The 20,656-nt window shown below is 72.3% G+C and carries 17 protein-coding genes; 5 read left to right on the top strand and 12 right to left on the bottom strand.

The features are described from left to right. Nucleotides 1-91: 91 nt before the first annotated feature. The 3 genes from ACFYUZ_RS30605 to ACFYUZ_RS30595 all read right to left on the bottom strand — a co-directional run bounded on the left by ACFYUZ_RS30605 (nt 92) and on the right by ACFYUZ_RS30595 (nt 4,605). Nucleotides 92-856 (bottom strand): NUDIX domain-containing protein, encoded by a 765-nt coding sequence (locus ACFYUZ_RS30605; protein WP_389314665.1) that lies wholly within the window; start codon nt 854-856, stop codon nt 92-94. 109 nt (nt 857-965) lie between these two features. Further along, a complete protein-coding gene (locus tag ACFYUZ_RS30600; protein WP_389314663.1) occupies nt 966-3,038 on the bottom strand; it encodes a glycogen debranching N-terminal domain-containing protein in 2,073 nt (690 codons plus the stop codon). A 115-nt stretch (nt 3,039-3,153) separates the two neighbouring features. Then, nucleotides 3,154-4,605 carry a DUF4192 domain-containing protein gene (locus ACFYUZ_RS30595; protein WP_389314661.1) on the bottom strand — a complete coding sequence of 484 codons (1,452 nt, stop codon included), beginning with the start codon at nt 4,603-4,605 and terminating at the stop codon, nt 3,154-3,156. A 141-nt stretch (nt 4,606-4,746) separates the two neighbouring features. Here ACFYUZ_RS30595 and ACFYUZ_RS30590 point away from each other — a divergent pair, with 141 nt between their 5' ends. Then, complete coding sequence (locus tag ACFYUZ_RS30590) at nt 4,747-6,930, top strand: RecQ family ATP-dependent DNA helicase (protein ID WP_389314659.1); 2,184 nt, start codon at nt 4,747-4,749, stop codon at nt 6,928-6,930. 231 nt (nt 6,931-7,161) lie between these two features. Further along, nucleotides 7,162-7,791, top strand: a complete 630-nt coding sequence (locus ACFYUZ_RS30585; protein WP_389314657.1) for a hypothetical protein — start codon at nt 7,162-7,164, stop codon at nt 7,789-7,791. 63 nt (nt 7,792-7,854) lie between these two features. Here ACFYUZ_RS30585 and ACFYUZ_RS30580 read toward each other — a convergent pair whose 3' ends face one another. From ACFYUZ_RS30580 to ACFYUZ_RS30570, 3 genes are all read right to left on the bottom strand, one after another. After that, the gene (locus ACFYUZ_RS30580) at nt 7,855-8,487 is read right to left on the bottom strand and encodes a hypothetical protein (RefSeq protein ID WP_389314656.1); all 633 of its coding nucleotides are present in this window, start codon (nt 8,485-8,487) and stop codon (nt 7,855-7,857) included. 107 nt (nt 8,488-8,594) lie between these two features. Continuing rightward, nucleotides 8,595-9,305, bottom strand: a complete 711-nt coding sequence (locus ACFYUZ_RS30575) for a ribonuclease HII (protein ID WP_389314654.1) — start codon at nt 9,303-9,305, stop codon at nt 8,595-8,597. A gap of 117 nt (nt 9,306-9,422) precedes the next feature. After that, a complete protein-coding gene (locus ACFYUZ_RS30570; RefSeq protein ID WP_389314652.1) occupies nt 9,423-10,040 on the bottom strand; it encodes a TetR/AcrR family transcriptional regulator in 618 nt (205 codons plus the stop codon). A 133-nt stretch (nt 10,041-10,173) separates the two neighbouring features. Here ACFYUZ_RS30570 and ACFYUZ_RS30565 point away from each other — a divergent pair, with 133 nt between their 5' ends. Continuing rightward, nucleotides 10,174-11,727, top strand: coding sequence for an MFS transporter (locus tag ACFYUZ_RS30565; protein ID WP_389314650.1), 1,554 nt, complete (start codon nt 10,174-10,176; stop codon nt 11,725-11,727). Between the two features lie 160 nt (nt 11,728-11,887). Here ACFYUZ_RS30565 and ACFYUZ_RS30560 read toward each other — a convergent pair whose 3' ends face one another. From ACFYUZ_RS30560 to ACFYUZ_RS30545, 4 genes are all read right to left on the bottom strand, one after another. Further along, nucleotides 11,888-12,796: an ADP-ribosylglycohydrolase family protein gene (locus ACFYUZ_RS30560; RefSeq protein WP_389314649.1), complete on the bottom strand. Its 909-nt coding sequence runs from the start codon at nt 12,794-12,796 to the stop codon at nt 11,888-11,890. Nucleotides 12,797-12,808: 12 nt separating this feature from the next. Continuing rightward, nucleotides 12,809-13,468, bottom strand: a complete 660-nt coding sequence (locus tag ACFYUZ_RS30555) for a histidine phosphatase family protein (RefSeq protein ID WP_389314647.1) — start codon at nt 13,466-13,468, stop codon at nt 12,809-12,811. Between the two features lie 92 nt (nt 13,469-13,560). Next, nucleotides 13,561-14,166 (bottom strand): YdbC family protein, encoded by a 606-nt coding sequence (locus tag ACFYUZ_RS30550; protein ID WP_389314645.1) that lies wholly within the window; start codon nt 14,164-14,166, stop codon nt 13,561-13,563. Nucleotides 14,167-14,208: 42 nt separating this feature from the next. Continuing rightward, nucleotides 14,209-15,039, bottom strand: a complete 831-nt coding sequence (locus ACFYUZ_RS30545; RefSeq protein WP_389314643.1) for an arylamine N-acetyltransferase — start codon at nt 15,037-15,039, stop codon at nt 14,209-14,211. A gap of 142 nt (nt 15,040-15,181) precedes the next feature. Here ACFYUZ_RS30545 and ACFYUZ_RS30540 point away from each other — a divergent pair, with 142 nt between their 5' ends. Continuing rightward, the gene (locus ACFYUZ_RS30540) at nt 15,182-15,712 is read left to right on the top strand and encodes a TerD family protein (RefSeq protein WP_389314642.1); all 531 of its coding nucleotides are present in this window, start codon (nt 15,182-15,184) and stop codon (nt 15,710-15,712) included. A gap of 106 nt (nt 15,713-15,818) precedes the next feature. On the opposite strand, the gene ACFYUZ_RS30535 is transcribed toward ACFYUZ_RS30540, so the two are convergent. Together ACFYUZ_RS30535 and nrdR are read right to left on the bottom strand one after the other, a co-directional pair. After that, on the bottom strand, nt 15,819-18,719 hold the full coding sequence (locus tag ACFYUZ_RS30535) for a vitamin B12-dependent ribonucleotide reductase (protein WP_389314640.1): 2,901 nt from the start codon (nt 18,717-18,719) through the stop codon (nt 15,819-15,821). A gap of 174 nt (nt 18,720-18,893) precedes the next feature. Further along, the gene (gene nrdR, locus ACFYUZ_RS30530) at nt 18,894-19,403 is read right to left on the bottom strand and encodes a transcriptional regulator NrdR (protein WP_030325324.1); all 510 of its coding nucleotides are present in this window, start codon (nt 19,401-19,403) and stop codon (nt 18,894-18,896) included. 437 nt (nt 19,404-19,840) lie between these two features. Here nrdR and lexA point away from each other — a divergent pair, with 437 nt between their 5' ends. Next, nucleotides 19,841-20,629 (top strand): transcriptional repressor LexA, encoded by a 789-nt coding sequence (lexA, locus tag ACFYUZ_RS30525; RefSeq protein WP_389314638.1) that lies wholly within the window; start codon nt 19,841-19,843, stop codon nt 20,627-20,629. Nucleotides 20,630-20,656: the final 27 nt, after the last annotated feature.

The raw sequence follows: 20,656 nt of genomic DNA, 5'->3' as shown, positions 1-20,656 counted from the left end.
CGGCAGGGCGGCGCTATCGCAGCAAGATAACGCTACATTTCGGACTTTCCGTGCAGGTTTGGCGCCCAGGGGCGCCGGACGCGCGCAGCTCTCAGACCTCGGGGCGCAGCATCGGCGGGTTGAGAAGAGTGGCCCCACCTGCCCTGAAGAGCTGCGCGGGACGCCCTCCCTGACGCGTCGTGGTGCCTCCGGCCGGGACCAGGAAGCCGGGCGTGCCGGTCACCTTGCGGTGGAAGTTGCGCGGGTCGAGGGACACGCCCCAGACCGCCTCGTAGACGCGGCGCAGTTCTCCGACCGTGAACTCGGGCGGACAGAAGGCCGTGGCCAGGGAGGAGTACTCGATCTTGGATCGGGCGCGCTCCACGCCGTCCGCGAGGATCCGGGCGTGGTCGAAGGCGAGCGCCCCCGGCCCCCCGTCCTCGGCGGCCTCGTCCTCGCCGAGGAGCTCCTCGACCGGCGCCCAGCGGGCGCTGTTCGCGTCGCCGCCCGCGCGCGGGGCGGGAAGGTCCGGCGCCAGCGCCAGGTGCGCGACGCTCACCACCCGCATGCGCGGGTCGCGGTCGGGCGCCCCGTACGTCGCCAGCTGCTCCAGGTGCGCGCCGTTGGTCGGCACGGGCGGCGGGGCGGCCGGGTCGTGGGCGCGGAGCCCGGTCTCCTCGACCAGCTCGCGCGCCGCCGCGGCCCCGAGGTCCTCCTCGGCCCGCACGAAACCGCCGGGCAGTGCCCAACGCCCCTGATACGGCGCCTCTCCTCGCCGTACGACCAGGGTGCAGAGTGCGTGGCGTCGCACGGTGAGCACGACCAGGTCGACGGTCACGGCGAAGGGAGGAAAGGCCGACGGGTCGTAGGGAGGCATGCCGCGATCATAGTCGTCTTCCTGACGATAAACACGCCTCGCCAAAGCATCGGCCGCGGCTTCCTCACCGCGCCGCGGGGCTTCCCGCGTCTCTGCGCCCGGCATCCCGTCACACCCCCAGTTGAAGGCCCTCGGCGGCCTCCTCGACCATACCGAGCCCCAGCCTGCCGACCCTCACGGCGAAGGCCTCACCGGCCACCACGAGCCCCGACAGCCTGATCGCGCCGAGCGGGGCCGAGGCCAGCGGGTGCACCGAGACGGACCGGCCCGGCACATCGGGTCTGATGCCCGCGAGGACGAGGAGTCCCTGAACCGCTCCGGCGGCCGCGACGGCCGCCGGCCGGCACGCCGCCGGGTGGGGCACCGGGCGCCCGCCCGTCGTCCGCTGCTCCCCCGCGTACATCTCCGGGAGCCGGTGGGCGAAGGCCTCCGCCGCGTCGAGCAGCCCCCGCAGGAGGGAGGCGGCCTCCTTCTCGTGACCGGCGGCGGCGAGACCTGCCACGGCGACCGCCGTCTCGTGCACCCTGACCGCTCCGGCCCGGTGGCCGAAGGGGTTGTGGCCCGACTCCTTGATCCCGAGGCTCCGCAGCCCCCAACCGGAGTCGAGCGCCGGGGTACCGAGCAGCCTGGCCACCTGTTCCGTCTCCGCCCGGTCCAGGAGGCCCGGCGCGTACCGGCCACCGCCCAACAGCCCGCTGTCGAGCAGGTGTGCGGCCCATCCGCCCATCTGGGGCCAGGTCCGGCCGTCCTGCGCCCGGGCGACGGCGGGACGGCCGCCCGCCGGATCGTCGAGCCAGAACTCGCGCCGGAACCGCTCGCGCAGGGTCCGTGCCCCGTCGCGCAGGGCGTCTGCGCCGGGCCGCCCGCAGTCGTCGAGGAGATCGGCACCGAGCAGGGCGGCACGGTGGGCGTGCGCCTGGGTCTCGGCTCGCCATGGCCCGGCGGGCCCCGGGTCCGGCACGAACCCGTTCCGGCCGGCCGTACGAAGGAGCCAGTGGAGGCAGCGCTCCGCCACGGGAAGCAGCTCCTCCAGGTCCGCGGTCGGGAGCCCCCAGCGGCGCGCCTCGGCGAGCACGGTCGGAAAGGCCAGGGTGGCTTCGATGCCCGTGCAGCGGGGCGGGAGGGTCGGGCCCGCGTCCCTGAGGGGTCCTTGAAGGCGACCGGACTCCGCTCCGTCGCCGGGGAGTTGGGTGCGCCCGAGGGCGCGCAGGGTGGTGGCGGCGAGCCGGGTGCCGAGCGGCAGGACCATGCGGGCCGCCCAGAGCGCCTCGGAGGTGGCCGGTCCGCAGCGCCAGGGGACGCCGGCCGCGAGGTACACGTCCGCGGGGTGGGCCGGGTCGCGCTGGAGCAGGGCGCGCAGGTCGTCGACGGAGGCGCGGAGCAGTTCGCCCGGCCTCGGGTCGTCGCCCTCGGCTCGGGCCTCGGCCAGGAGGTGGCCGCCGGGCCGTCCGGAGCCCGCCCCCAGGGAGGCGGTGGGGCGGGCGGCCGACTCCCCTCGCACCCGCAGACGGAGCGTGAACGCCGCTCCGGGCGCCAGTTCGGCTTCCCAGCGCAGCACTCCCGCCACCGCCAGGGAGTCCATGGGCGGCGGGTCCGCCGTGACGGCGACGGATCGGCCGTCGCCGGTCCATCGCAGTCCGGTGCCGTGGACGCTCGCTGCGAGTTCGGGTGCGGTTCTCCCGGACGCCACCGTGCCCAGGTCCGCGAGATCCGTGCCCAGAGCGACTTCCACGGGGAGCCGGAGGGGCCGGGTCGCGGCGCTGCGCAGCGTGATCCGCTCGGTTCCGTCGGCGCTCCGGACGCGTTCGACGGTGAGGGCGGGGTCGGGGCCGGTGTCGCCGGGGAGGCGCAGGGCGCCGAGGAAAACCGCCCGGTCGGAGGCCGCCATGCGGCCCTGGAGCGGGATGGGTTCACGACCCGCCACCCGCAGGACGCAGCGGGACAGGAGGCGTCGCCCCGCCTCGTACACCCCCTCGGGTCCTTCGCCGGTGAGCTGCCCGTGCTCGGCGCAGACGGCGAGGGCGGGCAGGGCCACGCAGAGAAGCGCACCGTGCACCGCGGGAAGTTCCGCGGGGCGCGTCGCACGCGGCAACGCGATGCCGGAGCCTGACGTGTGTCCGGACGACTGGCTGGTGGGCGGTCCGGCGGGGCGGCCGGGGGCCGGAGCTGGGCTGGGGGCCATGGCGGGTACGGAGTGCTCTCTGTGCGGACCGGGCGGCCGGCAGGCTGTCGGCGGGACGGTTCGTACGACTCCGCCAGAGAGCTGAACGCGCTCGCGGGCGGCCGGGTCACGGTCGTCATCGGCCGCTCCTGGAGCCGCGCTGTCCACCGTGCCGTGGAGTCCCGCTCCCCGGCCTCCCCGTCGCGGGCCCGCCGGGGCGGACGCCGGCAGTCGCCCGGCGTCCGGTACCACCGGCCGGCAGGCCCGGCTTCTTGAGGGTCGGCGGGGTGCCCGGCCTGCGGGTGGCCCGCATCCGCACCCGCCGGGAGGGCGACGGATCCTTCTGCTCCGAGGCGGCCCGGGCATCCCGCTCGCTGCGCAGGCAGGAGCGGAGCGACTCGGGGTTCAGTCCTTCGTTGCACGCCTGGTGCAGCAGTCGGGCGAAGACGTACTCGGGGTCGGCGTCGAGTGCGAGCCCCAGGGCCACCCGGGCGGTCGGCTCGTCGCCCGTGGACCAGGCCGTCCAGCCGGCGAGGGTGAGGGGCGCGGCGGCGTGCTCCTGGTAGGGCGTGACGCAGCGCCGTGCCAGGACGCGCCAGAGCCGCAGGGCGGCGGTCCCCTCCCAGCCCTCCATCCACTCGGCGGCGCGGTCCCGGGTGACCCGGTCCTGGAGGCCGATGACCAGGGCCGCCGCCTCGTCGGTCGTGACCAGGGCGTCGTCGGCGTCGTCGTCCGCAGCCGTGTTCGTGGCCCCGACGGCTCGTCCCGGCACGAGCGGCCGCACCGGGCGCGCCGTGCCCCGCGCCCCCACCGCACCGGACCGGCCCCCCGTGCCGTTCGGGCCCTTCGGATTCACGAACCGGCGCAGGACCTGTCGGGCGAGACGCAGCGTGGTTTCGCGTACCTCTTCCCGTCCCTGTGCTTCGGCGCCTTCGAGGATCCGGGGGACGATCGAGGCGGCGGCCGCGTCGAGGGCGGCCCGCTGCTCCTCGTCCCCGGGGCCGCCGCGGGGCTTCAGCCGGGCCTCCATGTCCCGCAGGGAGCCCCGTACCTGCACTCCGGCGTAGGTCGCGGCAGCCGCCATCACCGAGGTGCCGCTGAGGGCGAGCGGGGTGCCGTCGGGCGGACAGCAGCGCTGGTCGGGACAGCAGTACGAGAAGTAGAGCCCGTCGGTGATGCAGAGGGCCTCGTAGACGGGGATGTCGAGGGCGCCACAGGCGGTCCGCAGTCGCTGTGCGAACGGCCGCAGCCGCTCCATGACCCTGCGACCCGTCTCGCCGGGTTCGGGGTCCTGACACAGGAAGACGACGATGCCGTCCGGCCGGGAGCCGGTTCGGGCTCCTCCCTCCACCAGGCACTCGGCCAGGTGGTCGGCGGTGGACGCCCACTCCCGGGGCGAGCGCGGGATGCCGAGCCTGACCCGGCCCCCGAAGCGGCCGTGCTCGCCGTGGAGGGCGACCAGGACGACGGAGTCGGTGGGGTGGAAGCCCAGCACGAACGGCAGGGCGTCGGCCAGCTCCGCCGGGCCGCGCAGGGTGATCTGCTGGGTACGGGAGGGTCCACTGGATTCGTGGTGATTCGCGTTCATGGTCAGGACAGTCTCGTGATCTCCCGAAATCCGAAACCCCTGTGGATAACTCCTGGAACGGGGCATCTGCCGACCGCCGGGTTGTCCACAGGTTCGAGGTCTCATTCGCGCGATGTCCGAGGCATCAGGTTGCATGGAGGCATGACCCAAGCAGCCCCGCTGGAAGACCGCGCCGCCCTCCGAGCCTCCGCCGATGCCGTGCTCGCCCGTCTCGTCTCCGACCCGACCGGCAGGGCCAGACTGCGCGAGGACCAGTGGCGGGCGATCGAGGCGCTCGTCGCCGACCGGCGCCGGGCCCTGGTCGTGCAGCGGACCGGGTGGGGCAAGTCGGCCGTGTACTTCGTCGCGACCTCGCTGCTCCGCGAGCGCGGCAGCGGCCCCACCGTGATCGTCTCCCCGCTGCTCGCGCTGATGCGCAACCAGGTGGAGGCGGCGGCCCGGGCGGGCATCCGCGCACGGACGATCAACTCGTCCAACACCGAGGAGTGGGAGACGGTCCAGGAGGAAGTGGCCTCCGGCGAGGTGGACGTGCTCCTGGTGAGCCCGGAGCGGCTCAACAATCCCGACTTCCGCGATCAGGTGCTGCCCCGGCTGGCCGCCGCCACCGGGCTGCTCGTGGTGGACGAAGCGCACTGCATCTCGGACTGGGGCCACGACTTCCGGCCGGACTACCGCCGGCTGCGGACGATGCTGGCGGACCTGCCCTCCGGTGTCCCGGTCCTGGCCACGACGGCGACGGCGAACGCGCGGGTGACCGCGGACGTGGCCGAGCAGCTCGGCACGGGCGCGGGCACGGACGCCCTCGTCCTGCGCGGGCCGCTCGACCGGGAGAGCCTGAGTCTGGGCGTGGTCCGACTGCCGGACGCGGCGCACCGGCTGGCCTGGCTCGCCGACCACCTCGGCGAGCTGCCCGGTTCCGGCATCATCTACACGCTGACGGTCGCCGCGGCCGACGAGGTCACCGCCTATCTGCGCCAGTGCGGGCACGTCGTGTCCTCCTACACCGGTCGGACGGAGAACGCCGACCGGCAGCAGGCGGAGGACGACCTCCAGGCCAACCGGGTCAAGGCGCTCGTGGCGACCTCGGCCCTCGGGATGGGGTTCGACAAACCCGATCTGGGCTTCGTGGTGCACCTCGGGTCGCCGTCCTCCCCCATCGCGTACTACCAGCAGGTCGGCCGCGCCGGGCGAGGGGTGGAGCACGCGGAGGTGCTGCTGCTGCCCGGCCAGGAGGACGAGGCGATCTGGCGCTACTTCGCCTCGGTGGCCTTTCCGCCCGAGGAGCAGGTGCGCCGCACGATCGACGTGCTCGCGCAGGCGGGCCGGCCCTTGTCCCTGCCCGCCCTGGAACCGCTGGTCGAGCTGCGCAGGACCCGGCTGGAGACCATGCTCAAGGTCCTGGACGTGGACGGCGCGGTGCGCCGGGTGAAGGGCGGCTGGGAGAGCACCGGGCAGCCCTGGGTGTACGACACCGAGCGGTACGCCTGGGTGGCGCGGCAGCGGGCGGCCGAGCAGCAGGCGATGCGTGACTACGCGGCGGCCACCGGGTGCCGGATGGAGTTCCTGCGGCGCCAGTTGGACGACGAGGAGGCCGCTCCGTGCGGTCGCTGCGACAACTGCGCGGGGAGCCGGTTCGATCCGAAGGTGTCCGAGGCGGCGCTGGACGCGGCCAAGGGCGAGCTGGGGCGGCCCGGCGTGGAGGTCGAGCCGCGGAAGATGTGGCCCACCGGGCTCGCCGCGGTCGGGGTCGATCTGAAGGGGCGCATCCCGCCCGGGGAGCAGTCCCTCGGCGGCCGGGCCCTGGGGCGGCTGTCGGACATCGGCTGGGGCAACCGGCTGCGTCCGCTGCTGGCCGACGGCACGCCGGACGGGCCCGTGCCGGACGATGTCGTACAGGCGGTGGTGCACGTGCTGGCGGACTGGGCCAAGGGGCCCGGCGGGTGGGCCTCCGGTGCGCCGGACGCGCCGGCCCGGCCCGCCGGTGTGGTCACGGTCGCCTCGCACCGCAAGCCGCGTCTGGTGGGTTCGCTCGGGCAGCGGATCGCCGAGATCGGCAGGATGCCCCTCCTCGGCGCGGTGGAGTACGCGCCGGAGGCGGAGGAGCTCCGGCTCTCGCGGACCAACAGCGCCCAGCGGGTCGTCGGTCTGCAGCGGATGCTGACGGTTCCTCCGGAGCTGGCCGGGCGGCTGGCCGGCGCCGGCGGGCCGGTTCTCCTGGTGGACGATCTCTCCGACACCGGCTGGACGTTGGCGGTGGCCGCGCGGCTGCTGCGGCGGGCCGGTGCGGAAGGGGTGTTCCCGCTGGTGCTCGCCGTCCAGGGGTGAAACAGGAGGGGAAACGGGGAGTGAACAATGGGCAACTGGGCAGGGATATGAGTGGCATACCAACCCATTCCCGTCAGCGGTCTCAATTGCTCGTTGCCGCTCGCGCACGGGCCAGCAAGAATTGGGAAACCGCCCCACACGGCCCGTCAGCGGTCCGGAAGGACTGTGCCGTGGTGCGCCCTCACCCGACCCTGCCCGCCGCCCAGCGGGCGCGTATCCGAAGGGAGGACCGTGACCCTCGGATTCGCTCCGCCCACAGCCGCCTCGCTCAGATCGTCGTCCGAGTCCGCCAGCCGCCTCGCCCGGATACTCGAGCCCTCCGAGTGGGCCGCGGCGGGAATCCCCCTGCTGCGCAACCCTCGTGAGGTCGTCAGCGGGCTCCACTCACGGCACGCGCCCAAGCCCTCGACGGCGGTCCTCGCCGTCCTGGACCACGAGGAGCGACTCGCCGCCAGTGCCTCGTTCGTCCGACGCCCCGTCGCGGCGGACGGCTGGGAGTTCCGCAACGCGCTCCTCGCGCATCTGCGGCGGGTCATCCCGCACGACCTGCGCAGACGCGCGCCCGTGCGGACCGCGGTCCTGCTGTACTGCCGGGAGGGCGACGAGCGCTGGACGGAGGAGGACGGGGCCTGGATGTGGGGGCTTCGGGACGCCTGCACGTTGCACGGGCTCCGCTGCGGCGCGTACATCACCCTGACCGGGGCGGGCTGGCAGGTGCTCGGCGAGGGCCGGGGAGGCCGTCGGCCGAGCTCCGACTCGCTCCCCCTGCCGCTGGGTGACGGGCCGGCCGAGCTCGACCGGCTCACACCGAGGACCGCGAGCGGCGCGACCGAACCCCTGCGCCGGGCCGCCGCACGCTGATCGCTCGGGCGGCGCCGGGCCCCCGCCGGCCCCGACGGGGCCCGGCGGAGGAGCGCGGTCGGGTCAGACGCCGGCGCCGGCGCCGAGGAGCGCCGTGATGCGCTGCGGGTCACCGCAGACGACGAGCAGCGCGCCCGCGCGGGCCATCGCCGCCGGAAGGGCCCGGGCGGCCGTCTCCTCGTCTCCGCCGTTGACGGCGACGATCACCACGGGGCGGGCCGCGGCCCGCTCCACGGCGGAGGCGTCCGCGAAGAACACGTCGTCGTTGGTGTCCTGTTGGGCCCAGTAGGCGGCCTCGCCGAAGGACAGCTCGTGAGCCGCCCACGGGTGCGGGTCGCCGGTGGTGAGCACCAGGATCTCGCCGGGGGTCCGTCCGCTGTCCAGGAGCAGGTCCAGGGCCTCCTCGGCGGCGTCGAGCGCGCCGTCGGCCGGGGCCGGGATCAGCTGGAGCTGCGGGGTGGACCGCTGGTCGGAACGATTTTCCGGGCCCTTGGCCGGAGACTGCCCGGCACCGGGGCGCGGTGCCGGCGCGGCAGGCCTGGCCGGACCGGGGACGGGGCGTCCGGGACGCGGAGAGGCCGCGGAACGCGGGCCGGGTACGGGACGGGGGGTCGACGCGGGGCGGCCGGCGGCCGTGGCGGCGCGGGGACCCTGGGCGCTCTCGTGAATCTGAGGCTCCTCGGGGATGAGAGGCATGAATGGATGTCTATCAAATGCCGCTGCGCGAAGCACCGGCGGGTGGGCACACATGTGCACCCCGGCCGCGTGGACGGCCCCTGAGCAGGGCCTCCTTGACCGGAAGTTCAGAAGTCGAAGCCGAGTTGGCCCCCGCTTTCCAGCGCGGCCGCCTCGGCGGAGAGGCGGACCTTCTTGAGGTGGCGCCACTGGGGCAGCGCGTCCAGGTACGACCAGGAGAGACGGTGGTGGGGAGTGGGCCCCAGCTCTTCGAGTGCCGCTCTGTGGACCGGCGAAGGGTAGCCCGCGTTGGCACCGAAGGCGTACGCCGCGTACTGGCCGCCCTCGGCCTCCAGCTCCGCCATGAGGGCGTCGCGCCGGACCTTGGCGATGACGGAGGCGGCCGCGACGGCGATGCAGGACTGGTCGCCCTTGATCACCGTGCGGACCCGCCAGGGGCTGCCGAGGTAGTCGTGCTTGCCGTCCAGGATCACCGCGTCGGGCCGCACCGGAAGGCCTTCGAGGGCCCGGACGGCCGCGAGCCGCAGCGCCGCGGTCATCCCGAGTTCGTCGATCTCCTGCGGGGAGGCGTCGCCGAGCGCGTACGCGGTGACCCACCCTTCCAGCTCCACGGCCAGCGCGTCGCGGCGCTTGGGGGCGAGCAGCTTCGAGTCGGTGAGCCCCTCGGGGGGTCGGCGAAGGCCGGTGACGGCCGCGCACACCGTGACGGGGCCGGCCCACGCTCCGCGTCCGACCTCGTCGACCCCGGCGACGATCTTGGCGCCGGTGGTGGCTCGGAGCGACCGCTCGACGGTGTGGGTGGGAGGTTCGTACGGCATGGCGCCAGACAGGTTACGCCGCCTGACCTCACCTGCGATACCCGGATTCGCCACAGACGCCCGAAGGCGCCCGCCCCGCTCCTCCCCGGACCTCACCCGCACCACGCGTCGAAGGCCTCAGGCACGCAGGAGGGGCACCATGATCCGGTCGATCACATCGGCGATCTCACTGTCCGGCCATTCGCTTCCGCACACCTTGGAGCGGTACATCATCATGGCGGGGACCACATCGAGGACGAGGTCGTCGATCGCGTCGTGTCGCACCTCTCCGCGCGCGATTCCACGGCGTAGTACGTCTCGGAAGAGATGCTTCCAGGGCTGGATCACGCCCGTCTCGATCAGCCCGTGGAAGCGCTCGGCGGACTCGGCATCGCATTCGTGAAGCACCGCGCGCAGGGCGAAGCCGGGCCTGGAGTACATCACGTCCCGGACCCGGAGGCACAGTTCGTAGAGATCCTGACGCACACGGCCGGTGTCCGGAGCCTCGTCGAACGTGGGCAGTCCGGCCTGGAGGGCGTCCGCGACGAGGTCTTCCTTCGACGGCCACCGCCGGTACACCGCGGCTTTGCCCGTCTGCGCGCCGACCGCGACACCCTCCATCGTGAGGCCGCTCCAGCCGACACTGCTCAGCTGGTCGAGCGCGGCCTCCAGAATCGCCCTCTCGAGCACGGGCCCGCGGCGCCGCAGCGCCGCCCCCTCCGGCCGGGCGGCGGCCGTGGAGCGCGAAGTAACCATCAGGATCTCTCCGTTGACGCGATTCGATTCGTCGGCAGTGCTCAGTGAACGGTTGCGTTCACTGAGGGGGACTCACTACCGTGGCGAACAGTGAACGTGGGCGTTCACTAATTCTTCCGTGGGGGATTCCATAGTGACAACTTCTCCGGTGGACACACAGATCAAGGACGCGCCAGCCCGCGCCGGAGGTCGGCCGGGCATCGCCTTGACCGTCATCGCCGCCTGCCAGCTGATGGTCGTCCTCGACGCCACCATCGTGAACATCGCGCTGCCTCACATCCAGGACGCGCTCTCCTTCTCCACCACCGACCTGTCGTGGGTGCTCAGCGCCTACACACTCACCTTCGGCGGCCTCCTGCTCCTCGGCGGACGCGCCGGCGACATCCTGGGCCGTCGCCGGGTGTTCATGGCCGGCATCCTGCTCTTCACCTTCGCCTCGCTGCTCGGCGGCTTCGCCCAGGAGCCCTGGCAGCTGCTCGCGGCACGGGCCCTGCAGGGCGTGGGCGGCGCGATCGCCTCACCGACCTCGCTCGCGCTGATCACCACGACGTTCCCCGAAGGGCCGGAGCGCAACCGGGCGTTCGGCGTGTTCGCCGCGGTCTCGGCCGGCGGGGGCGCGATCGGCCTGCTCGCCGGCGGAGCGCTCACCGAGTGGCTCGACTGGCGCTGGGTCTTCTTCGTCAACGTGCCGATCGGCCTGCTGATCGCCTTCCTCACCCCGCGCTACATCGCGGAGTCCGAGCGCCACCCGGGCCGGTTCGACATCGCGGGCGCGACGACGTCGACGCTCGGCATGGCCGCGCTGGTCTACGGGTTCATCCGGGCTTCCGAGCAGGGATGGAAGGACGGGCTGACCATCGGTTCCTTCGCCGCGGCGGTGGTCCTGCTCGTGGCGTTCGCCGTGGTGGAGTCGCGGGCCAGGGAACCGATCACCCCGCTGCGCATGTTCGCGGACCGCAACCGCTCGGGCACGTACGTCATCATGCTCAGCCTGTCGGCCGCCATGTTCGGCATGTTCTTCTTCATCGTGCTGTGGGTGCAGAACGTCCTGGGCTACAGCCCGGTCCAGTCCGGGCTGGCCTTCCTTCCGGTGACCGTCGCGATCGGCGTCGGCGCGGGGCTCGCCCAGCGGCTCCTGCCGGTCCTCGGCCCCAAGCCGTTCATGGTGACCGGCTCGGCGCTCACCGGCGTGGGACTCTTCTGGCTGACGTTCATCTCGTCGGACAGCAGCTACGTCGCCGGGGTGCTCGGTCCGATGGTCGTGTTCGGCTGCGGCATGGGCCTCAACTTCGTGACGCTCACGCTCACGGCCGTCTCCGGAGTGGCCCAGCACGAGGCGGGCGCCGCGTCGGGCCTGCTCAACGCGACCCAGCAGGTCGGCGGCTCTCTCGGCCTCTCCATCCTGGTCACCGTCTTCGGCACGGCCGGCCGCGAGGAGAGCGAGCGGCAGCTGCCGGACTTCCTCGCGCACGCGACGCCCGAGCAGCAGGCGGAGGCGCTGAAGACGAAGGAGCTGCCCGCGCCCTGGGGCCACGAGGTGCTGACCTCCGGCATCTCCTCGGCCTTCACGGCCGCCGTCGGCATGGTGCTGATCGCGCTGGTCACGGCCGTCCTGGTGATCCGGGTCCGCAAGAGCGACCTGGAAGCACTGAGCGGCCGCGCCGAAGCCGCGGGGCCGGTGGCCTGATCACACCCCGGTGTCCCCGGTCCCGAGCGGGGCCGGGGACACCGGTTCGTTGCCGACCGTGGGGACACCGGTCCGTTGCCGGGCGTGGGGACACCGACCGTTTCCGGCCGTGCGTCGTGGGCGCACCGGCCGGCCTCGGCCGTCGGGTGACCGAGCCGTCTCAGGCCGTCCCCTCCGAGACCCATCCCGGGAGGTCCTCGGTCTGCCGCAGCCAGCCCTCCGGCGGTGCGCCGTCCGTCGTGGAAGCGACCACTCCGCCGGCGATGGCGCAGGTCGTGTCGACGTCGCCGCCGACCTGCGCGGTCGTCCAGAACACCCGCTCGAAGTCGCCGAGCCCGCGCGCGGCCGACCAGAGCGCGAAGGGGACCGTGTCGTGGGCGCTCGTCCGGCGGCCGCTGCCGAGGACCGCGGCGACCGTGCCGGCGTCGCCGTAGTCGAGCATGTCGCGGGCCCTGCGCAGGCCCGCCCCGACCGCGCTGCGCGGCACCAGGGCGATGACCCCGTCGAGCAGCGCCTCGGGCGTGGGCGGTCCGGCGGGGTCGGCGGCGATCGCGGCCGCGGCCGCGACGGCCATGGCGCCCACCACGGCCTCCCGGTGCTGGTGGGTCGTGTACGCGGAGATCTCGGCCTGGTGCGTCGCCTGCTCGGGATCGTCGGCGTACCAGGCGCCCAGCGGGGCGATCCGCATCGCGGCGCCGTTGCCCCAGGACCCCTGGCCGTTGAAGAGCGCGGCGGCCAGCTCGCGCCAGTCGCCGCCCTCGCGGATGAGCCGGAGCATCCGGTTGACGGCAGGGCCGTAGCCTCGGTCGAAGTCGTGGTGCTCCGCGAAGGACCGGGCCAGGGCGTCCTGGTCGATGCGGTCGTGGTGGACGAGGACGGCCAGGACGGAGCAGGCCATCTCGGTGTCGTCGGTCCACTGCCAGGGGCCGGCGGGGAGCTCGCGCCGCTTCAGCAGGGGGTAGTGGGAGGGTACGAAGAACTGGGAGCCCAGGGCGTCTCCCACGGACAGCCCGCGCAGGCTGGCCAGGGCGCGGTCGAAGCGCCGGTCGAGTGAGGAGTCAGCGGTCATCGATCTGCCACTCTATCCGGTGGGTCCGTACGGTTCCGGGGTGCGCCAGCGTTCGAACGGCCTGTCCAGGCGGTACCGGCCGTCCTCTCCGAGCAGGAGCATGCGGGTCTCGGCGTTGCCGGGATTCGACAGCGACTCGAAGTCCGCGACCGTCCAGTGGAACCAGCGCATGCAGAAGAGCCGCATGGTCAGCCCGTGGGTGACGAGCAGGACGTTGGGCGGGTGGTCGGGCGCCTCGAAGCTGCGGTACAGGCTCTCCAGGAAGGCGCCGACGCGGTCGTAGACGTCGGCGCCGGACTCGCCCTGGGCGAAGCGGTAGAAGAAGTGGCCGTACGCGTCCCGGTAGGCCTTCTGCAGGCGTACGTCCTCGCGTTCCTGCCAGTTGCCCCAGTCCTGCTCCCGGAGCCGGGGCTCCTCCCGCACCCGGACCTGCTCCGCGGGGAGCCGGAAGGCCCGGAGGGTCTCGTGGGTGCGGCGGTACGGCGAGACGTAGACGCTGACCGGCTCCTCGCCGAAGAGCTCCCGCAGCCGCTCCCCCGTCTCCTCGGCCTGGCGCCGGCCGGTCTCGGTCAGCCTCAGGGCATGGTCGGGCTCGCGTTCGTACACCGTGTCATCGACATTGCCCTCGGACTCTCCGTGTCGTACGAGAACGATGCGCCGCGGTCGTGCCATACCCCGACCCTAGATCGCCGCTCTCCGGCGGGCTCAGTCGAGGCCGGGCCCGGAGTCCGTCCGAGGGGGTGCCCCGGGGCGGCGTCGGCGGGTCAGACCGTCCAGGAGGGTTCGAGCTGCACCACGTCCCCGTTCAGCGCCGCCACGTCGGCTGCGGTACGGGCCCGCAGCCCGAGCCGCTCCACGCGTTCGACCCGGTACTTTCCGTGTTCGGCGGCGGACTGCCACATCGAGAGCACCAGGAACTCGCTGCCGGGCGCTTCGCCGAACAGGCCGCGCAGCATGCCGGGGGACCCGGCCATGGCCGGATTCCACACCTTCTCCTGCATGAGCGCGAAGTGCTCGGCACGGTCCTCGTGGACCCGGCAGTGCGCCACCCGCGCCACGTCGGCGTCGGCGAACCGCGGTTCGAAGCCGGTCTTCACGTCGAAGCGGTGGTCGAAGAGCTTGACCTGGGCGTCCTTGAACGTGCCCACCTGCGCGGCCGCCAGACGATCGTGCGACCGCGCCATGAACGAGTCGTAGAAGGCCCGGCTCTCCCAGAACGCGAAGATGTGGGCGACGTCCGGGCGACCCCGGCTCCACCCCCCGCCCTGTCCCCGGAATCCCGGCTCACCGAGCAGCCCCGCCCATTTCCGCTGCCCCCGCTCGAACCCTCGACGGTCCACCACGGTGCAGCGAATCCACTTGACCAGCACCGCGCCATCGTACGGGGCCGGAGAGCACCCCGGCAGACCCCGTCAGACTCCCTCCGCGTGCAGTCGTTCCAGACCCGCGCGCTCCTCGGCATCCAGTTCGATGCCGAATTCGGCCTCCAGGGTCGCGGCCAACTCGTCTGCGGTCACGAGCCGTTCCTCCGCCGACCCGTCCGGGCGCAGGACCGAGAGCGTCGCGCGCAACAGGGATCTTCCGGCGTCCGCGCCCGGCTGCTGGGCCACGACCTGGCCGAGGAAGCGCGACCGCGGATGGCTGGAGCTGTAGTGGTTCAGGACGGTGAAGTCACCGGGGTGGTACGCCTGGGGCGAGAACGCGTACAGGTCCTTCCAGCCCTCCGGCCGCAGCGAGCGCAGCACGTGGACGCCCTCGTCCTCGACGTGGACGCCGAACGTCCAGCCGCCCTGCTCCACGCGTGCGCCGTCCCTCAGCGGCACGGGCTCCAGCAGACCCTGCCAGCCGAACCCGACGTCGGCGAGCCACTGTTCGCCTTCGGTGGTGACCGCGAGGAGCGCGTGGGTGACCGGCGGCAGCGTCGCGCCCCGCGAGCGGTTGCGCGCGCCCCGGCCGGCCACCTGGAAGCCGATCCGTTCGAGGGCCGCCGCGAAGAGGGAGTTCTGCTCGTAGCAGTAGCCTCCCCGGCGGCGCCCGACGAGTTTGGCCTGGAGGCTCTTCACGTCCAGGGGAACCGGCCGGCCGAGGGCGACGTCGAGGTTCTCGAACGGAACGGCCGCGACATGCGCTCGGTGAAGGGCCGTCAAGGTCCTGAGGTCGGGTGCGAGTTCCCCGTCCCGCCCGATGTCGTATCCGATTCGAGCCAGATATGCGTCGAGATCCAGCTCGTCACCGCTCCACAAACCGCTCTCCCCCTCCAGCGCCGGGCCCTCTGTCGTAGGCACATGACACCATGAGCAATCGGCCCGGTACCAAGGGCTTTTGTGCGGGCCTACGGTACGAGAAGAGGCGTGCGCGGGGGCGCGCGCGGAGAGGGGAAGCACCATGAGCGGACTCAACAAAGGGGTGGGACGCGTCGAGGTCACGCTCAAGTGGGACCCCGCCCCGGCCGGCGCGCCGGCCCACGACCTGGATCTCGTCGCCGGGGTCTTCGCCGCGGGCGACCCGCACGGCGCGCCGGTCCATCTGGTGCACTTCGGCAGTCGCTCCCCGGACGGCACGATCACGCTCCACCGGGACAGCCGCACGGGCCAGGGGTTCGGCTACGACGAGGCCATGACCCTGGAGCTGGACCGGCTGGACGCGCGGTACGCGCGCGTGGTGGTGGGTGTGGCCATACAGCAGGGCGGCGGACGGCTGACCTTCGGCGACATAGCGAACACGGGCATACGCGTCCGCGAGGGCTACACCGACCTGCTCACCCATGACTTCGCGGACGTCCCCGGGGCCCGTTCGGCGACGGTCGTGGAGTTCACCCGCGACGAGACGGACGGCTGGTCGTACCGCTCGATCACCCACGGCTTCGACGCCGACCCGCAGACCTTCGGCACGCTCCTGGGCTCCGCGGTGTCCTGAGGTCCGTCGGCGCACGCGAAAAGGGGCGCCGACCGGTGGTCGGCGCCCCCTCACGGGCGATCCGGTGCGCTCAGCGGCCTCCGCCCCTCAGCGCACCGGGGCGGGGTCAGCTGCAGCCGCTGGTCGAGCCGCAGCCCTCGCAGATGTAGCAGGAGCCGGCGCGCTGCATCTTCGTGCCGCAGGAGAAGCAGAGCGGGGCGTCGGCGCTGATGCCGAGCTGCATCTCGACGAGCTCCGCCGAGGTGTGCGCCTGCTTCGGGGCCGGGACCTCGGCCTTGACCACCGGGGCCGGGACCGCGACGGCCTTCAGCTCCGGGGTGCGGGGCGCGGACTGGGCGAGGGCCTCGACGTCGACGTCCTCGTCATCGGGCTGCTCGTACGAGCCGGTGTCCAGGTGGCGCTGGCGCTCCTCGGCCGAGTGGATGCCGAGGGCGGAGCGGGTCTCGAAGGGCAGGAAGTCCAGCGCCAGGCGGCGGAAGATGTAGTCGACGATCGACTGCGCCATCCGCACGTCCGGGTCGTCCGTCATGCCGGCCGGCTCGAAGCGCATGTTGGTGAACTTCGAGACGTAGGTCTCGAGCGGGACGCCGTACTGCAGGCCGACGGAGACGGCGATGGAGAAGGCGTCCATCATGCCGGCGAGGGTGGAGCCCTGCTTGGACATCTTCAGGAAGACCTCGCCGAGACCGTCGTCCGGGTAGGAGTTGGCGGTCATGTAGCCCTCGGCGCCACCGACGGTGAAGGAGGTGGTGATCCCCGGGCGGCCCTTCGGGAGGCGCTTGCGGACCGGGCGGTACTCGACGACCTTCTCGACGGCCTCGCGGATCGTCGCCTCGGACTTCGCGGTGACCTCGGCCTTCTCGTCCTCCTTCTTCTTGGCGGAGAGCGGCTGGCCGACCTTGCAGTTGTCGCGGTAGATCGCGAGCGCCTTGACGCCCATCTTCCAGGCCTCGAAGTAGACCTCCTCGACGTCCTCGACCGTGGCCGTCTCCGGCAGGTTCACGGTCTTGGAGAGGGCGCCCGAGATCCACGGCTGGATGGCGGCCATCATGCGGACGTGGCCCATCGCGGAGATGGAGCGCTCGCCCATGGCGCAGTCGAAGACCTCGTAGTGCTCGGTCTTCAGGCCGGGGGCGTCGATCACGTTGCCGTGCTCGGCGATGTGGGCGACGATCGCCTCGATCTGCTCCTCCTGGTAGCCCAGGCGGCGCAGGGCCTGCGGGACGGTGCCGTTGACGATCTGCATCGAGCCGCCGCCGACGAGCTTCTTGAACTTGACCAGGGCGAGGTCGGGCTCGAGGCCGGTGGTGTCGCAGGACATCGCGAGACCGATGGTGCCGGTGGGGGCGATGACCGAGGCCTGGGCGTTGCGGAAGCCGTTCTTGGCGCCGAGGCGGATGACGTCCTGCCAGGCCTCCGTGGCGGCGGCCCAGATCGGCGAGTCCAGGTCGTCCATGCGGACGGCCTTGGTGTTCTCGTCGGCGTGCTGCCGCATGACGCGCTGGTGCGGCTCGGCGTTGAGGGCGTAGCCGTCGTACGGGCCGACGACCGCGGCGAGTTCGGCGGAGCGCCTGTACGAGGTGCCGGTCATCAGGGAGGTGATGGCACCGGCGAGGGCGCGGCCGCCGTCGGAGTCGTACGCGTGGCCGGTGGCCATCAGCAGGGCGCCGAGGTTGGCGTAGCCGATGCCGAGCTGGCGGTAGGCGCGGGTGTTCTCGCCGATCTTCTGGGTGGGGAAGTCGGCGAAGCAGATGGAGATGTCCATCGCGGTGATGACGAGCTCGACGACCTTGGCGAAGCGCTCGACGTCGAAGGACTGGTTGCCCTTGCCGTCGTCCTTGAGGAACTTCATCAGGTTCAGCGAGGCGAGGTTGCAGGACGTGTTGTCCAGGTGCATGTACTCGCTGCACGGGTTCGAGCCGTTGATGCGGCCGGACTCGGGGCAGGTGTGCCAGTGGTTGATCGTGTCGTCGTACTGGATGCCCGGGTCGGCACAGGCCCACGCGGCCTCGGCCATCTTGCGGAAGAGCGCCTTGGCGTCGACCTCCTCGATGACCTCGCCGGTCATGCGGGCGCGCAGGCCGAACTTCCCGCCGGACTCCACGGCCTTCATGAACTCGTCGTTCACGCGGACGGAGTTGTTGGCGTTCTGGTACTGGACGGACGTGATGTCGTCGCCGCCCAGGTCCATGTCGAAGCCCGCGTCGCGCAGGGCGCGGATCTTCTCCTCCTCCTTGACCTTGGTCTCGATGAAGTCCTCGATGTCGGGGTGGTCGACGTCGAGGATGACCATCTTGGCCGCGCGACGGGTGGCGCCGCCCGACTTGATCGTTCCCGCGGAGGCGTCGGCGCCACGCATGAAGGAGACCGGGCCGGAGGCGTTGCCGCCGGAGGAGAGCAGCTCCTTGGAGGAGCGGATGCGGGAGAGGTTCAGGCCAGCGCCGGAGCCGCCCTTGAAGATCATGCCCTCTTCCTTGTACCAGTCGAGGATGGACTCCATGGAGTCGTCGACGGACAGGATGAAGCAGGCGGAGACCTGCTGGGGCTGGGGCGTGCCGACGTTGAACCAGACCGGCGAGTTGAAGCTGAAGATCTGGTGCAGGAGGGCGTAGGCCAGCTCGTGCTCGAAGATCTCGGCGTCGGCGGGCGAGGCGAAGTAGCCGTGGTCCTCGCCGGCCTTCGTGTACGTCTTCACGATCCGGTCGATGAGCTGCTTGAGACCGGTCTCGCGCTGCGGGGTGCCGACCGCGCCGCGGAAGTACTTGCTGGTGACGATGTTGACCGCGTTCACCGACCAGAAGTCGGGGAACTCGACGCCGCGCTGCTCGAAGTTGATCGAGCCGTCGCGCCAGTTGGTCATGACGACGTCACGGCGCTCCCACGCCACCTCGTCGTACGGATGCACGCCGGGGGTGGTGTGGATGCGCTCGATACGCAGGCCCTTGCTCGCCGACTTGGCTCCCTTGGTGCGGGAACCACGTGCCGGGCCGCTCGCCGTCTCTGTCATGCCGCCTCCCATATACGGGCAAAACACACTTTGGCACCCAGATAGTCCCAGGGCACCGTCTTCTGTACGTCGTTCTGTACTGCTGCCACAGGAACCGCAGAGGGTCGCCCGGGGCACGTCTGCCAGGCCGCTCGGCGGCCGGTCGCCGGGCCGCCGGGCGGCCCGGACCGCCGGTCAGTCGGCGGCGGTGGCGGGAACGGGGACCTCTGGGGTCGCGCCGGTCCCGCGATTCTCAGCGGGAGGCCGCACGCGGAGTTCCGCGATGGCGGCCTCGAAGTCTTCGAGGCTGTCGAAAGCCTTGTACACGGACGCGAAGCGCAGGTAGGCGACGAGGTCGAGCTCCTGCAAGGGGCCGAGGATGGCCAGGCCCACGTCGTGGGTGGTCAGCTCGGCGCTCCCGGTGGCGCGCACCGCCTCCTCGACCCGCTGGCCGAGCTTGGCGAGGGCGTCCTCGGTGACCGGTCGCCCCTGGCACGCCTTGCGCACACCGGAGATGACCTTGGTACGGCTGAAGGGCTCGGTGACGCCGGAACGCTTCACCACCATGAGCGAGCACGTCTCCACCGTCGTGAAACGACGGGAGCAGTCGGGGCACTGGCGACGGCGTCGGATCGACGTCCCGTCGTCGGTGGTGCGACTGTCGACGACGCGGCTGTCGGGGTGCCTGCAGAAGGGGCAGTGCATAGGTTCCGACCCTCCTCATGGCACGACTGACGAGCCTCGCCCGGCCCGTCAAGGCCCCGCGAAGCGACCACCAGCATAGGCGATGTGGGCACCCCCGGCAGACCGGGGACCACTACCCCTGGGCGGTCGATGCCATCCAACCACTAGATCTTGGGTTAGGGGCACTTCCACCCCTCCGCGTGTCGCGACGCGGGCGCTCCCGGGGATCGATGCCTCCGGATGCGACACTGGGACGGCTCGCCACTCGCTCACGGCCCAGCGGCGAAGGCTATCGCAACGATCGATTCGGAGCGGCGACGCCGGCGCACCTATACACCTCCGTACATACGCACGTAAGGCAAACTGCGAATTTTCACTCGAACGTGTGTTTGGCGCAACCTTTCGAAAGCCACTACCGTTGTGCCAGGCAGGGAGACCATTCGAGAGGGGCCGACGACGTGACCACCACCGCAGACAGCGCCACCATCACCGCCCAGGACCGCTCCCAGGGCCGACTCGAGCCGGTGCACGCCACGAATGACGTGAGCATGAACGGCGAGGAGCCCGGGCGACCCGCCCGCGCCCTCCCCGGGCGACCTCCAGGCATCCGTGCCGACAGCTCCGGGCTCACCGACCGGCAGCGCAGGGTCATCGAAGTCATCCGTGACTCGGTCCAGCGGCGCGGCTACCCGCCGTCGATGCGGGAGATCGGGCAGGCGGTCGGCCTCTCCAGCACCTCCTCGGTGGCGCACCAGCTCATGGCGCTGGAGCGCAAGGGCTTCCTCCGCCGCGACCCCCACCGGCCCCGCGCCTACGAGGTCCGCGGCTCCGACCAGCCCAGCACCCAGCCGACGGACACCACCGGCAAGCCGGCCGCGTCGTACGTCCCGCTGGTCGGTCGCATCGCGGCCGGCGGCCCCATCCTGGCAGAGGAGTCCGTCGAGGACGTCTTCCCCCTCCCCCGCCAGCTGGTCGGCGACGGCGAGCTGTTCGTCCTGAAGGTCGTCGGCGACTCGATGATCGAGGCCGCCATCTGCGACGGCGACTGGGTCACCGTCCGCCGTCAGCCCGTCGCGGAGAACGGCGACATCGTCGCCGCGATGCTCGACGGCGAGGCCACCGTCAAGCGCTTCAAGCGCGAGGACGGCCACGTCTGGCTCCTCCCGCACAACGCGGCGTACCAGCCCATCCCCGGCGACGAGGCCACCATCCTCGGCAAGGTCGTGGCGGTGCTGCGGCGGGTGTGACACTCCCCCGCCGGCTCTGACCGGGCC

The sequence above is a fragment of the Streptomyces sp. NPDC004266 genome (assembly GCF_042874095.1).
Classification (GTDB): Bacteria; Actinomycetota; Actinomycetes; order Streptomycetales; family Streptomycetaceae; genus Streptomyces.
Note: the sequence above shows the minus strand (reverse complement) of the source record. Positions and strands in the feature narration are given on the sequence as shown.